At 57.8% G+C, this 13,431-nt stretch carries 14 protein-coding genes; all 14 read left to right on the top strand.

Annotated elements, in window-relative coordinates; translation table 11 throughout:
- The first annotated feature begins 4 nt into the window (after window positions 1-4).
- The 14 genes from QMK52_RS07165 to glmS all read left to right on the top strand — a co-directional run bounded on the left by QMK52_RS07165 (window position 5) and on the right by glmS (window position 13,266).
- Window positions 5-802: a ParA family protein gene (locus QMK52_RS07165; RefSeq protein ID WP_005792605.1), complete on the top strand. Its 798-nt coding sequence runs from the start codon at window positions 5-7 to the stop codon at window positions 800-802.
- 9 nt (window positions 803-811) lie between these two features.
- Window positions 812-1,684 (top strand): ParB/RepB/Spo0J family partition protein, encoded by an 873-nt coding sequence (locus QMK52_RS07170; protein ID WP_005792604.1) that lies wholly within the window; start codon window positions 812-814, stop codon window positions 1,682-1,684.
- 148 nt (window positions 1,685-1,832) lie between these two features.
- A complete protein-coding gene (locus tag QMK52_RS07175) occupies window positions 1,833-2,240 on the top strand; it encodes a F0F1 ATP synthase subunit I (protein ID WP_010565865.1) in 408 nt (135 codons plus the stop codon).
- Window positions 2,241-2,256: 16 nt separating this feature from the next.
- On the top strand, window positions 2,257-3,126 hold the full coding sequence (atpB, locus tag QMK52_RS07180; RefSeq protein WP_003195886.1) for a F0F1 ATP synthase subunit A: 870 nt from the start codon (window positions 2,257-2,259) through the stop codon (window positions 3,124-3,126).
- A gap of 133 nt (window positions 3,127-3,259) precedes the next feature.
- Window positions 3,260-3,517 carry a F0F1 ATP synthase subunit C gene (gene atpE / locus QMK52_RS07185; RefSeq protein ID WP_002555987.1) on the top strand — a complete coding sequence of 86 codons (258 nt, stop codon included), beginning with the start codon at window positions 3,260-3,262 and terminating at the stop codon, window positions 3,515-3,517.
- A 56-nt stretch (window positions 3,518-3,573) separates the two neighbouring features.
- Window positions 3,574-4,044 (top strand): F0F1 ATP synthase subunit B, encoded by a 471-nt coding sequence (locus QMK52_RS07190; protein WP_003195835.1) that lies wholly within the window; start codon window positions 3,574-3,576, stop codon window positions 4,042-4,044.
- 12 nt (window positions 4,045-4,056) lie between these two features.
- On the top strand, window positions 4,057-4,593 hold the full coding sequence (locus QMK52_RS07195; RefSeq protein WP_003195833.1) for a F0F1 ATP synthase subunit delta: 537 nt from the start codon (window positions 4,057-4,059) through the stop codon (window positions 4,591-4,593).
- Window positions 4,594-4,614: 21 nt separating this feature from the next.
- On the top strand, window positions 4,615-6,159 hold the full coding sequence (atpA, locus tag QMK52_RS07200) for a F0F1 ATP synthase subunit alpha (protein ID WP_003195831.1): 1,545 nt from the start codon (window positions 4,615-4,617) through the stop codon (window positions 6,157-6,159).
- 50 nt (window positions 6,160-6,209) lie between these two features.
- On the top strand, window positions 6,210-7,070 hold the full coding sequence (gene atpG / locus QMK52_RS07205; RefSeq protein ID WP_005792602.1) for a F0F1 ATP synthase subunit gamma: 861 nt from the start codon (window positions 6,210-6,212) through the stop codon (window positions 7,068-7,070).
- Between the two features lie 27 nt (window positions 7,071-7,097).
- A complete protein-coding gene (gene atpD, locus QMK52_RS07210) occupies window positions 7,098-8,474 on the top strand; it encodes a F0F1 ATP synthase subunit beta (RefSeq protein ID WP_003195827.1) in 1,377 nt (458 codons plus the stop codon).
- Window positions 8,475-8,518: 44 nt separating this feature from the next.
- Window positions 8,519-8,935 (top strand): F0F1 ATP synthase subunit epsilon, encoded by a 417-nt coding sequence (locus QMK52_RS07215; RefSeq protein WP_005792601.1) that lies wholly within the window; start codon window positions 8,519-8,521, stop codon window positions 8,933-8,935.
- 123 nt (window positions 8,936-9,058) lie between these two features.
- Window positions 9,059-10,426 carry a bifunctional UDP-N-acetylglucosamine diphosphorylase/glucosamine-1-phosphate N-acetyltransferase GlmU gene (glmU, locus tag QMK52_RS07220; RefSeq protein ID WP_005792600.1) on the top strand — a complete coding sequence of 456 codons (1,368 nt, stop codon included), beginning with the start codon at window positions 9,059-9,061 and terminating at the stop codon, window positions 10,424-10,426.
- A 229-nt stretch (window positions 10,427-10,655) separates the two neighbouring features.
- Window positions 10,656-11,423, top strand: coding sequence for a DeoR/GlpR family DNA-binding transcription regulator (locus QMK52_RS07225; protein ID WP_065886690.1), 768 nt, complete (start codon window positions 10,656-10,658; stop codon window positions 11,421-11,423).
- 10 nt (window positions 11,424-11,433) lie between these two features.
- A complete protein-coding gene (gene glmS / locus QMK52_RS07230; RefSeq protein ID WP_005792598.1) occupies window positions 11,434-13,266 on the top strand; it encodes a glutamine--fructose-6-phosphate transaminase (isomerizing) in 1,833 nt (610 codons plus the stop codon).
- Window positions 13,267-13,431: the final 165 nt, after the last annotated feature.

Raw genomic sequence — 13,431 nt, forward strand, 5'->3', positions numbered from 1 at the left:
AAGAATGGCTAAGGTATTCGCGATTGCGAACCAGAAAGGTGGCGTGGGTAAGACCACCACCTGTATCAACCTCGCAGCATCCCTGGTCGCCACCAAGCGTCGGGTGCTGTTGATCGATCTCGATCCACAGGGCAACGCCACCATGGGTAGCGGTGTGGATAAACACGGCCTGGAAAACTCGGTCTATGATTTGCTGATTGGCGAATGCGACCTGGCGCAGGCCATGCACTATTCCGAGCATGGTGGTTACCAACTGCTGCCAGCCAACCGCGATTTGACCGCGGCGGAAGTGGTGCTGCTGGAAATGCAGATGAAAGAAAGCCGTCTGCGTAGCGCCCTGGCGCCCATTCGAGAGAATTACGACTACATTCTGATCGACTGCCCACCGTCGCTGTCGATGCTCACGCTCAACGCCCTGGTGGCCGCTGATGGGGTGATTATCCCAATGCAGTGCGAGTACTTCGCCCTCGAAGGCTTGAGCGACCTTGTGGATAACATCAAGCGTATCGCCGAGTTGCTCAACCCGAACCTGAAAGTCGAAGGCCTGCTGCGGACCATGTACGATCCGCGTCTGAGCCTGATGAACGATGTGTCGGCGCAGCTCAAGGAACATTTTGGCGACCAGTTGTACGACACCGTCATCCCACGCAACATCCGCCTGGCTGAAGCGCCAAGCTATGGCATGCCTGCGCTGGCGTACGACAAGTCCTCGCGTGGTGCCATTGCCTACCTGGCGCTCGCCGGCGAGATGGTTCGCCGTCAACGCCGCAATTCACGCACCGCTGCCGCCCAGCCAACTTAAGGAATCCCCATGGCCGTCAAGAAACGAGGTCTCGGACGTGGACTGGATGCACTGCTGAGTGGTCCTACCGTCACATCGCTTGAAGAACAAGCGGTGCAGGCCGACGAGCGCGAGCTGCAGCACTTGCCCCTGGATTTGATCCAGCGCGGCAAATACCAGCCACGGCGGGACATGGATCCCCAGGCGCTGGAAGAACTGGCCAACTCGATCAAGGCCCAGGGCGTGATGCAACCGATTGTGGTGCGCCCGATTGGCGCTGGCCGCTTTGAGATCATCGCCGGTGAACGTCGCTGGCGCGCCAGCCAACAGGCCGGCAAGGACACCATCCCGGCGATGGTGCGCGATGTGCCGGATGAAACCGCCATCGCCATGGCCTTGATCGAAAACATTCAGCGCGAAGACCTCAACCCGATCGAAGAAGCGATCGCATTGCAGCGTTTGCAGCAGGAATTTCAGCTTACCCAGCAACAAGTGGCCGAGGCGGTGGGAAAATCCCGTGTCACGGTTTCCAACTTGCTGCGTCTGATCGCCTTGCCGGAAGTCATCAAGACCATGTTGTCCCATGGCGACCTGGAAATGGGCCACGCTCGTGCTTTGCTGGGTTTGCCGGAAAATCAACAGGTTGAAGGGGCGCGACACGTTGTCGCACGAGGGCTCACCGTTCGTCAGACCGAGGCCCTGGTTCGCCAGTGGCTCAGCGGTAAACCTGCACCGGTTGAAACCGCCAAACCTGATCCGGATATCGCGCGCCTCGAGCAGCGCCTGGCCGAGCGGCTAGGCTCTGCGGTGCAAATTCGCCACGGCAAGAAGGGCAAAGGGCAACTGGTCATCGGATATAACTCCCTCGATGAGCTTCAGGGCGTCCTTGCCCACATCCGCTGAAACATTTGCTTATGTAGCGCGTGATCGGAAATCACTACCCGACAGTTGAATAGGGGCAGAACCGCCCCTATACTCTGCGCGCATTTTGTCGGCACAAATTATGCCAAGTTATTGATTTCCGGCAGCCGACCATTGAGGAGCAAGAGTGATGGAAACCCGCACGCCAAACACGTTGCCGTTCCATCGCTTGGCTGTTTTTCCGGTTTTGTTGGCTCAATTTGTCATTTTGCTGATCGCCGCTTTGGCGCTTTGGTACTGGCATGGAGTCGTAGCCGGATATTCAGGACTCTGCGGAGGCCTGATAGCCTTGCTGCCCAATATGTATTTTGCTCACAGGGCCTTTCGGTTTTCCGGCGCCCGAGCAGCCCAGGCTATCGTGCGGTCTTTTTATGCCGGCGAAGCAGGGAAACTGATTTTGACGGCAGTGCTGTTTGCACTGACCTTTGCAGGTGTGAAGCCATTGGCGCCGCTGGCTGTATTCGGCGTCTTCGTGTTGACCCAACTGGTCAGCTGGTTCGCTCCCCTGCTAATGAAAACAAGACTTTCGAAACCTTAGGGCGTTTGAGGCAACCATGGCAGAAACAACCGCTTCGGGCTATATCCAGCACCACTTGCAGAACCTGACCTTCGGTCAGCTTCCTAATGGCGGCTGGGGCTTTGCCCACACCGCAGCAGAAGCCAAAGAAATGGGTTTCTGGGCTTTCCACCTGGATACTCTGGGTTGGTCGGTCGCATTGGGTCTGATCTTCGTCCTGATTTTCCGCATGGCGGCAAAGAAGGCGACTTCCGGTCAGCCAGGTGCTTTGCAGAACTTCGTTGAAGTATTGGTCGAATTCGTCGATGGCAGCGTGAAAGACAGCTTCCATGGCCGTAGCCCGGTGATTGCACCGTTGGCACTGACCATCTTCGTCTGGGTGTTCCTGATGAACGCCGTCGACCTGATCCCGGTGGACTGGATTCCTCAGTTGGCCATGGCGATCTCCGGCGATCCGCACATCCCATTCCGTGCCGTATCCACCACTGACCCGAACGCTACCCTGGGCATGGCCCTGTCGGTGTTCGCGTTGATCATTTTCTACAGCATCAAGGTCAAGGGCATCGGTGGCTTCATCGGCGAACTGACCCTGCACCCGTTCGGCAGCAAGAACATCTTCGTTCAAGCCCTGCTGATCCCGGTGAACTTCCTGCTGGAATTCGTGACCCTGATCGCCAAGCCGATTTCCCTGGCTCTGCGACTGTTCGGCAACATGTATGCCGGCGAGCTGGTGTTCATTCTGATCGCTGTGATGTTCGGCAGCGGTCTGCTCTGGCTTAGCGGCCTGGGCGTAGTACTGCAGTGGGCGTGGGCTGTGTTCCACATCCTGATCATTACCCTGCAGGCCTTCATCTTCATGATGCTGACCATCGTCTATCTGTCGATGGCGCACGAAGAGAACCATTAAGACCAGTCTCGACTAGTCTGATGTCCTTCCCGGTCAAACGGGAAGGTGGCCCAACAGGGCTATGAAACGATTTGTTTTACCGCTTTAAAATCTAAAAAACCTAAACCATACGACGTAAAAGTCGGGAGGAAAGATGGAAACTGTAGTTGGTCTAACCGCTATCGCTGTTGCACTGTTGATCGGCCTGGGCGCCCTGGGTACTGCCATTGGTTTCGGCCTGCTGGGCGGCAAATTCCTGGAAGGCGCAGCGCGTCAGCCAGAAATGGTCCCAATGCTGCAAGTTAAAATGTTCATCGTCGCCGGCCTGCTCGACGCCGTGACCATGATCGGCGTTGGTATCGCACTGTTCTTCACCTTCGCGAACCCCTTCGTTGGTCAACTCGCTGGCTAATCACTCGAATTTTCGAGTGATTGGGGTGATGGACAACGAATGAGCGAGGTGTTGGCGTGAACATTAATGCAACCCTGATTGGCCAATCCGTTGCGTTCTTCATTTTTGTAGTGTTTTGCATGAAGTTCGTGTGGCCTCCGGTCATCGCGGCTTTGCACGAACGTCAGAAGAAGATCGCGGATGGTTTGGACGCTGCCAGCCGTGCAGCTCGCGACCTGGAGTTGGCCCACGAGAAAGTGGGTCAGCAACTGCGCGAAGCTAAAGCACAGGCAGCCGAGATCATTGAGCAAGCCAAGAAACGCGGTAACCAGATCGTCGAAGAGGCTGTTGAAAAAGCCCGCGTCGAAGCTGACCGTGTGAAGGCTTCGGCTCATGCCGAGATCGAACAGGAACTGAACGGCGTCAAAGACGCGCTGCGTGCCCAACTGGGTGCTCTGGCGGTCGGCGGTGCTGAGAAGATCCTCGGTGCCACAATCGATCAAAACGCGCACGCGGAGCTGGTTAACAAACTGGCTGCTGAAATTTAAGCGAGGGCGATCATGGCAGAACTGACCACGTTGGCCCGACCTTACGCTAAGGCAGCCTTCGAGCACGCCCAGGCCCACCAGCAGCTGGCCTCTTGGTCAGCCATGCTCGGCCTGGCTGCAGCAGTGTCGCAAGACGACACCATGCAGCGCGTGCTCAAGGCCCCGCGCCTGACGAGCGCAGACAAGGCCGCCACTTTTATTGAAGTGTGCGGCGACAAGTTTGATGTGAAGGTGCAGAACTTCATCCACGTCATTGCCGAAAACGACCGTCTCCCGCTATTGCCGGAGATCGCCGCTCTGTTCGACCTGTACAAGGCCGAAGCAGAGAAATCGGTAGACGTTGAAGTGACCAGTGCTTTCGCATTGAACCAAGAACAGCAAGACAAACTCGCCAAGGTTCTCAGTGCACGACTCAATCGGGAAGTGCGCCTGCAAGCTTCGGAGGACGCATCCCTGATTGGTGGTGTTGTTATCCGTGCCGGCGACCTGGTTATCGATGGCTCGATTCGCGGCAAAATCGCGAAACTTGCCGAAGCATTGAAATCTTGAGTTTGAAGGGGCAGCAGAGCAATGCAGCAACTCAATCCTTCCGAAATAAGTGAAATTATCAAGGGCCGCATCGACAAGCTCGATGTGACCTCCCAAGCCCGTAACGAAGGCACTGTCGTCAGCGTATCTGACGGCATCGTGCGGATTCACGGTCTGGCCGACGTAATGTACGGCGAGATGATCGAGTTTCCGGGCGGCGTCTACGGTATGGCCCTCAACCTGGAGCAAGACTCCGTAGGTGCCGTTGTATTGGGCGCGTACACCAGTCTGGCTGAAGGCATGAGCGCCAAGTGCACAGGCCGCATCCTGGAAGTTCCGGTTGGTAAGGAACTGCTGGGTCGCGTAGTCGACGCACTGGGTAACCCTGTTGACGGTAAAGGTCCACTGGGCAACACCGAGACCGACGCGGTCGAGAAAGTTGCTCCAGGCGTGATCTGGCGTAAGTCGGTAGACCAGCCTGTACAGACTGGCTACAAGGCTGTCGATGCCATGATCCCGGTCGGCCGTGGCCAGCGTGAGCTGATCATCGGTGACCGTCAGATCGGTAAAACCGCTCTGGCGATCGACGCGATCATCAACCAGAAAGACAGCGGCATTTTCTGCGTCTACGTAGCCATCGGTCAGAAGCAATCGACCATCGCCAACGTGGTTCGCAAGCTGGAAGAAAACGGCGCCCTGGCCAACACGATCATCGTGGCTGCCAGTGCTTCGGAATCTCCTGCGCTGCAATTCCTGGCACCGTACTCCGGTTGCACCATGGGTGAATTCTTCCGCGACCGCGGTGAAGACGCGCTGATCGTTTATGACGATCTGTCCAAGCAAGCAGTGGCTTACCGCCAGATTTCCCTGCTGCTGCGCCGTCCACCAGGCCGTGAAGCCTACCCAGGCGACGTGTTCTATCTCCACTCCCGTCTGCTGGAGCGCGCTTCCCGCGTTTCGGAAGAATACGTAGAGAAGTTCACCAACGGCGCAGTGACCGGCAAAACCGGTTCCCTGACCGCACTGCCGATCATCGAAACCCAGGCTGGCGACGTTTCCGCGTTCGTTCCGACCAACGTGATTTCCATCACTGACGGTCAGATCTTCCTGGAATCGGCCATGTTCAACTCCGGGATCCGTCCTGCTGTGAACGCCGGTGTTTCGGTATCCCGTGTGGGTGGTGCCGCTCAGACCAAGATCATCAAGAAGCTTTCCGGTGGTATCCGTACCGCTCTGGCTCAGTACCGTGAACTGGCGGCATTCGCCCAGTTCGCTTCTGACCTGGACGAAGCGACCCGTAAGCAACTTGAGCATGGTCAGCGCGTTACCGAGCTGATGAAGCAGAAGCAATACGCCCCAATGTCGATCGCTGACATGGCGTTGTCGCTGTATGCCGCTGAGCGTGGGTTCCTGACCGACGTTGAAATCGCCAAGGTCGGCAGCTTTGAACAAGCGCTGATTGCTTACTTCAACCGCGATCACGCCGAATTGATGGCGAAGATCAACGTGAAGGGTGACTTCAATGACGATATCGACGCTGGCATGAAAGCCGGTATCGAGAAGTTCAAGGCCACCCAAACCTGGTAAGCCGCAGCGGGAGCCGCAAGGCTCCCGCTTGCTAACCTGATAGGTGTTACATGGCAGGCGCAAAAGAGATTCGCAGTAAGATTGCGAGCATCAAAAGCACGCAAAAAATTACCAGCGCCATGGAAAAAGTGGCGGTCAGCAAAATGCGCAAGGCACAAATGCGCATGGCTGCTAGCCGTCCTTATGCGGAGCGTATCCGCCAGGTAATTGGGCATCTGGCCAACGCCAACCCGGAATACCGCCACCCGTTCATGATCGAGCGCGCCGTCAAGCGTGCAGGTTATGTGGTAGTGAGCAGTGACCGTGGTTTGTGCGGTGGTCTGAATACCAACCTGTTCAAGGCCCTGGTCAAGGACATGGCGGTAAACCGCGAAAACGGCGTCGAGATCGATCTGTGTGTGGTGGGTAGCAAGGGTGCGGCCTTTTTCCGCAACTTCGGCGGTAACGTCGTTGCAGCTATCAGCCATCTGGGTGAAGAGCCGTCGATCAATGATTTGATCGGCAGTGTGAAGGTGATGCTGGATGCGTACCTGGAAGGCCGTATTGACCGCCTTTCCGTGGTATCCAACAAGTTCATCAACACCATGACCCAGCAGCCAACCGTGGAGCAATTGATTCCACTGGTGGCGACTCCGGATCAGGAACTCAAGCACCACTGGGACTACCTCTACGAACCAGACGCCAAAGAGCTGCTTGACGGCTTGATGGTGCGCTACGTGGAGTCGCAGGTGTACCAGGCGGTGGTCGAGAACAACGCAGCTGAACAAGCGGCGCGGATGATCGCGATGAAAAACGCTACCGATAACGCCGGTGATCTGATCAGCGATTTGCAGCTGATCTACAACAAGGCGCGTCAGGCTGCGATCACCCAAGAGATCTCGGAAATCGTCGGCGGCGCTGCCGCGGTTTAACGGTTCAAATATTCAGAGGATCCAGCTATGAGTAGCGGACGTATCGTTCAAATCATCGGCGCCGTTATCGACGTGGAATTTCCACGCGACAGCGTACCGAGCATCTACAACGCGCTGAAAGTACAAGGCGCGGAAACTACCCTGGAAGTTCAGCAACAGCTGGGCGACGGCGTAGTTCGTACCATTGCGATGGGTTCCACCGAAGGCTTGAAGCGCGGTCTGGACGTTGTCGACACTGGCGCTGCCATCTCCGTACCGGTCGGTAAAGCGACCCTGGGCCGGATCATGGACGTACTGGGCAACCCGATCGACGAAGCTGGCCCGATTGCCACCGAAGAGCGCTGGGGCATTCACCGCGCAGCACCTTCGTTCGCAGAACAAGCGGGCGGCAACGACCTGCTGGAAACCGGCATCAAGGTTATCGACCTGGTTTGCCCGTTCGCCAAAGGCGGTAAAGTCGGTCTGTTCGGTGGTGCCGGTGTAGGCAAGACCGTAAACATGATGGAACTGATCCGTAACATCGCCATCGAGCACAGCGGTTATTCCGTGTTCGCAGGTGTGGGTGAGCGTACTCGTGAGGGTAACGACTTCTACCACGAGATGAAGGACTCCAACGTTCTGGACAAAGTGGCACTGGTTTACGGTCAGATGAACGAGCCGCCGGGAAACCGTCTGCGCGTAGCACTGACTGGCCTGACCATGGCCGAGAAGTTCCGTGACGAAGGTAACGACGTTCTGTTGTTCGTCGACAACATCTACCGTTACACCCTGGCCGGTACTGAAGTATCCGCACTGCTGGGCCGTATGCCTTCTGCAGTAGGTTACCAGCCGACCCTGGCTGAAGAGATGGGCGTTCTGCAAGAACGTATCACTTCGACCAAGGAAGGTTCGATCACCTCGATCCAAGCGGTATACGTACCTGCGGATGACTTGACCGACCCGTCGCCAGCCACCACCTTCGCCCACTTGGACGCCACCGTCGTTCTGTCCCGTGACATCGCTTCCCTGGGTATCTACCCAGCGGTCGATCCACTCGACTCGACTTCGCGCCAGCTGGATCCGAACGTGATCGGCCAGGAGCACTACGACACCGCTCGCGGCGTTCAGTACGTGCTGCAGCGTTACAAAGAACTGAAGGACATCATTGCGATCCTGGGTATGGACGAGCTGTCGGAAGCCGACAAGCAGTTGGTAAACCGTGCTCGTAAGATCCAGCGTTTCTTGTCGCAGCCGTTCTTCGTGGCTGAAGTCTTCACCGGTGCCTCGGGTAAATACGTTTCCCTGAAAGACACCATTGCTGGCTTCAAAGGCATCCTCAACGGTGACTACGACCACCTGCCAGAACAAGCGTTCTACATGGTTGGCGGCATCGAAGAAGCGATCGAGAAAGCCAAGAAACTGTAATCCAGGCGCCCGGCAACGGGCGCTCATCAGGTTGAGGCAATCAGATGGCTATGACAGTCCATTGCGATATCGTCAGCGCGGAAGGGGAAATTTTCTCCGGTCTGGTCGAGTTTGTAACAGCGCACGGCGACTTGGGTGATCTTGGTATCGCCATGGGTCACGCTCCGCTGATCACAAGCTTGAAGCCAGGTCCGATCACTCTGACCAAGCAAGGCGGGGAAAAAGAGGTGTTCTACATCTCTGGTGGTTTCCTCGAGGTTCAGCCGAACATGGTCAAGGTACTTGCCGACACCGTGCAACGTGCTGGCGACCTGGATGAAGCCTCCGCTCAGGAAGCCGTCAAGGCTGCCGAGAAGGCCCTGAACGAAAAAGGCGCAGACTTCGACTACAGCGCTGCTGCAGTTCGTCTGGCCGAGGCTGCAGCTCAGCTGCGTACGCTCCAGCAGATCCGCAAGAAGTAAGCGGCCTTGCCGTTACACTTCATGCGTGATTGATTAAAAAGGGTGGCCTCGGCTACCCTTTTTCTTTTTTTGCAAAACACTTCTTTGGTCTGAACCCGGACCGCCCAGGATTGGTAGCCATTCATGTCTCTTGAAATCGTCATTCTCGCCGCAGGCCAGGGCACCCGTATGCGTTCAGCCCTGCCCAAGGTGCTGCACCCGGTCGCGGGTAACTCCATGCTGGGTCATGTTATCCACAGCGCCCGGCAATTGGACCCGCAACGTATTCATGTGGTGATCGGCCACGGTGCCGATGTGGTCCGCGAGCGCTTGGCAGCGGACGACTTGAATTTCGTATTGCAAGACAAGCAACTGGGCACCGGCCACGCTACCGCGCAAGCCGTACCCTTCATTGCCGCCGACACGGTGCTGATCCTCTATGGCGATGTACCGCTGATTGAAGTAGAAACCCTGCAACGTCTGCTCAAGCACGTTGTGCCTGGCCAGATGGGCTTGCTGACTGTTGAGTTGGACGACCCTACCGGCTATGGCCGCATCGTGCGCAATGCCGACGGCAAGGTTGCCGCGATCGTCGAGCACAAGGACGCCAGTGAAGCCCAGCGCGCCATTACCGAAGGCAACACCGGCATTCTTGCCGTACCTGCCGATAAGCTGGGCGACTGGATGAGCCGTCTGTCCAACAACAATGCCCAGGGCGAGTACTACCTCACCGACGTCATTGAGATGGCCGTCAGCGATGGCCTGGTGGTCGCCACTGAGCAGCCCCACGACCCGATGGAAGTGCAGGGCGCCAACGACCGCAAGCAGCTTGCAGAGCTGGAGCGTCACTACCAGTTGCGTGAAGGCCTGCGTCTGATGGCCCAGGGCGTGACCCTGCGTGACCCGGCGCGTTTCGATGTGCGTGGCGACGTAACAGTAGGCCGCGACGTGCTGATCGATATCAACGTGATCCTCGAAGGCCGGGTGATCATTGAAGACAATGTGGTCATCGGCCCGAACTGCGTGATCAAGGACAGCACCTTGCGCAAAGGCGTGGTCGTCAAGGCCAACAGCCATGTCGACGGTGCCGTGATGGGTGAGGGCAGCGATGCGGGCCCATTTGCACGGTTGCGTCCGGGGAGCGAGCTGGGGGCCAAGGCCCATGTGGGTAACTTTGTCGAACTGAAAAACGCTCACCTTGGCGAAGGTGCAAAAGTCGGTCACCTGACTTACCTGGGCGATGCCGTCATCGGCGCCCGCACCAATATTGGTGCCGGCACCATCACCTGCAACTACGACGGCGCCAACAAGTACCAGACGACGATTGGTGAAGATGTATTCATTGGCTCCAATAACTCGCTGATTGCACCCGTCACCATTGGCGATGGTTCAAATACAGCGGCAGGCTCGACCATCAACCAGGATGTGGATAAGTCCCAGCTGGCTGTAGCCCGCGCCCGTCAACGCAACATCGACGGTTGGAAACGCCCGGTCAAAATCAAGAAGACCTGAGTTATCCACACCGTTGGCAGTTTCAAAACTCCAATGTGGGAGGGTGCTTGCTCCCGATAGCGGTGGACCAGTCAACTCATCAGGTGACTGACACAGCGCCATCGGGGGCAAGCCCCCTCCCACATTTGTCGGTGTTGTTTCAAAAAATAGTTATCGCCCCGCTTGACGATCTTTCGCCAATAGGTTTTGATTGCCTTCGTTATCTTTCGAAACGAAACTTATCATCGCCATGTCGAAACGAAATACTCCCCAGCGGCGCCACAATATCCTGACCTTGCTCAATGAACAGGGCGAAGTCAGCGTGGACGAATTGGCCAAGCGTTTCGAAACTTCGGAAGTCACCATCCGCAAGGACTTGGCCGCCCTCGAAAGTAACGGCCTGCTCCTGCGTCGCTACGGTGGCGCAATCACCATGCCCCAAGAGCTGGTAGGCGACGCCGCCCAGCCCGTCTCGGCCTACAAGCGTGCCATCGCGCGTGCGGCCGTGGTGCGCTTGCGTGAACATGCGCGCATCATCATCGACAGCGGCAGCACCACCGCCGCCATGATTCCGGAACTCGGTCATCAACCCGGGCTGGTGGTTATGACCAATTCCTTGAATGTGGCCCGCGCCCTGAGCGAACTGGAACATGAACCGGTGCTGTTAATGACCGGCGGTACCTGGGACCCGCATTCGGACTCGTTCCAGGGGCAGGTCGCCGAGCAGGTGCTGCGTTCCTACGATTTCGATCAGTTGTTCATCGGCGCCGACGGCATCGACTTGCAGCGCGGCACCACCACCTTCAACGAACTGCTGGGCCTGAGCCGTGTGATGGCTGAGGTCGCCCGTGAAGTGGTGGTGATGGTCGAGTCCGACAAGATTGGCCGCAAGATTCCCAACCTGGAACTGCCCTGGAGCAGCGTCCATACCCTTATTACCGATGATCGCCTGCCACTTGAGGCCCGCGACCAGATCCAAGCCCGCGGCATTACGCTGATATGCGCGGCAGTCATCTAGGAGAAACACCATGTGTGGAATTGTTGGCGCAGTCGCCGAACGTAACGTAACTGCCATCCTGATCGAAGGCCTCAAGCGCCTGGAATACCGCGGCTATGACAGCGCAGGCGTGGCCGTCTTCACCAACGCCGGCAAGCTGGAGCGTATGCGCCGCCCGGGCAAGGTCAGCGAGTTGGACCAGGCTCTGGCCGGCGAGCCTCTGGCGGGTCGCCTGGGTATCGCCCACACCCGTTGGGCCACCCACGGCGCGCCGTGCGAACGCAACGCCCACCCGCATTTTTCCGGTGACCTGGCGGTGGTGCACAACGGCATCATCGAAAACCACGAAGTGCTGCGTGAGCAACTCAAGGGCCTGGGCTACGTGTTCACCTCGGACACCGACACCGAAGTGATCGCCCACCTGCTCAACCACAAGCTCAAAGACCACAGTGACCTGACCACGGCCCTCAAGGCCACAGTCAAAGAGCTGCACGGCGCCTACGGCCTGGCCGTGATCAGTGCCAGCCAGCCTGACCGCTTGGTTGCCGCGCGCAGTGGCAGCCCATTGGTAATCGGCCTGGGCCTGGGCGAGAACTTCCTTGCCTCCGACCAACTGGCCCTGCGCCAGGTGACCGACCGTTTCATGTACCTGGAAGAAGGCGATATTGCCGACATCCGCCGCGAAAGCGTACAGATCTGGGACGTTGACGGTCAGTCGGTCGAGCGTGAAGCCGTGCAATACCGCGACGGTGCCGAAGCCGCTGACAAAGGCGAGTTCCGCCACTTCATGCTCAAGGAAATCCACGAGCAACCATCCGTGGTGCAACGCACCCTGGAAGGTCGCCTGAGCCAGAACCAGGTGCTGGTCAACGCCTTCGGCCCGCAAGCCGCCGAACTGTTCGCCAAAGTGCGCAATGTACAAATCGTTGCCTGTGGCACCAGCTACCACGCCGGTATGGTCGCGCGTTATTGGCTGGAAGAATTGGCCGGCATCCCGTGCCAGGTCGAAGTCGCGAGCGAGTTCCGCTACCGCAAAGTGGTAGTGCAGCCAGACACCCTGTTCGTGACCATCTCCCAGTCCGGCGAAACCGCCGACACCCTGGCTGCCCTGCGCAACGCCAAGGAGCTGGGCTTCCTCGGCAGCCTGGCCATCTGCAACGTCAGCATCAGCTCGCTGGTGCGTGAATCCGACCTGACTTTGCTGACGCAGGCTGGTCGCGAAATCGGCGTGGCCTCCACCAAAGCCTTCACTACCCAATTGGTAGGCCTGTTGTTGCTGACCCTGTCCCTGGGTCAAGTACGCGGCACCCTCGCCGAGGGCGTCGAAGCCACTCTGGTGGAAGAACTGCGTCGTCTGCCGACCCGCCTGGGTGAAGCCCTGGCCATGGACAGCACCGTGGAAAAAGTCGCCGAGCTGTTCGCCGACAAGAACCACACCTTGTTCCTCGGCCGTGGCGCGCAATACCCGGTGGCGATGGAAGGCTCGCTGAAACTCAAGGAAATCTCGTACATCCACGCCGAAGCCTATCCGGCCGGTGAGCTGAAACACGGCCCATTGGCCCTGGTGGATGACGATATGCCAGTGGTTACCGTGGCACCAAACAACGAACTGCTGGAGAAGCTCAAGTCCAACCTGCAGGAAGTACGCGCCCGTGGCGGCCAACTGATCGTCTTCGCAGATGAGAAGGCAGGCATGACCAATGGTGAAGGCACCCACGTGATCAACATGCCGCACATTCACGACACCCTGTCGCCGATCCTCTACACCATCCCGCTGCAGTTGCTGTCGTACTACGTCGCTGTGCTCAAAGGCACCGACGTTGACCAGCCGCGTAACCTGGCTAAGTCGGTGACGGTGGAGTAAGGCTTACTGACGTACCCAAAAGGGTGGATTTAGAGAATTAAAACTGTCGCTAGCTAATTAAAACTGTCGCAGCACAGGGGAGCGCTCGCTGGCTCCCTTGATGTCGCGACAGGCTTCTCCCGCCCGGTTCCTAAATTGGCACCAATGCACTTTGTACTCGGCGTA

Origin of the sequence: Pseudomonas sp. P9_2 (assembly GCF_034008255.1) — a bacterium.
In the GTDB taxonomy this organism is placed as follows: domain Bacteria; phylum Pseudomonadota; class Gammaproteobacteria; order Pseudomonadales; family Pseudomonadaceae; genus Aquipseudomonas; species Aquipseudomonas synxantha_A.

Coding starts and splice junctions, on each gene's coding strand:
- glmS (WP_005792598.1), top strand. CDS start 11,434: ATGTGTGGAATTGTTGGCGCAGTCGCCGAACGTAACGTAACTGCCATC.
- QMK52_RS07225 (WP_065886690.1), top strand. CDS start 10,656: ATGTCGAAACGAAATACTCCCCAGCGGCGCCACAATATCCTGACCTTG.
- glmU (WP_005792600.1), top strand. CDS start 9,059: ATGTCTCTTGAAATCGTCATTCTCGCCGCAGGCCAGGGCACCCGTATG.
- atpA (WP_003195831.1), top strand. CDS start 4,615: ATGCAGCAACTCAATCCTTCCGAAATAAGTGAAATTATCAAGGGCCGC.
- atpE (WP_002555987.1), top strand. CDS start 3,260: ATGGAAACTGTAGTTGGTCTAACCGCTATCGCTGTTGCACTGTTGATC.
- QMK52_RS07215 (WP_005792601.1), top strand. CDS start 8,519: ATGGCTATGACAGTCCATTGCGATATCGTCAGCGCGGAAGGGGAAATT.
- QMK52_RS07170 (WP_005792604.1), top strand. CDS start 812: ATGGCCGTCAAGAAACGAGGTCTCGGACGTGGACTGGATGCACTGCTG.
- QMK52_RS07165 (WP_005792605.1), top strand. CDS start 5: ATGGCTAAGGTATTCGCGATTGCGAACCAGAAAGGTGGCGTGGGTAAG.
- QMK52_RS07175 (WP_010565865.1), top strand. CDS start 1,833: ATGGAAACCCGCACGCCAAACACGTTGCCGTTCCATCGCTTGGCTGTT.
- atpG (WP_005792602.1), top strand. CDS start 6,210: ATGGCAGGCGCAAAAGAGATTCGCAGTAAGATTGCGAGCATCAAAAGC.
- atpB (WP_003195886.1), top strand. CDS start 2,257: ATGGCAGAAACAACCGCTTCGGGCTATATCCAGCACCACTTGCAGAAC.
- QMK52_RS07195 (WP_003195833.1), top strand. CDS start 4,057: ATGGCAGAACTGACCACGTTGGCCCGACCTTACGCTAAGGCAGCCTTC.
- atpD (WP_003195827.1), top strand. CDS start 7,098: ATGAGTAGCGGACGTATCGTTCAAATCATCGGCGCCGTTATCGACGTG.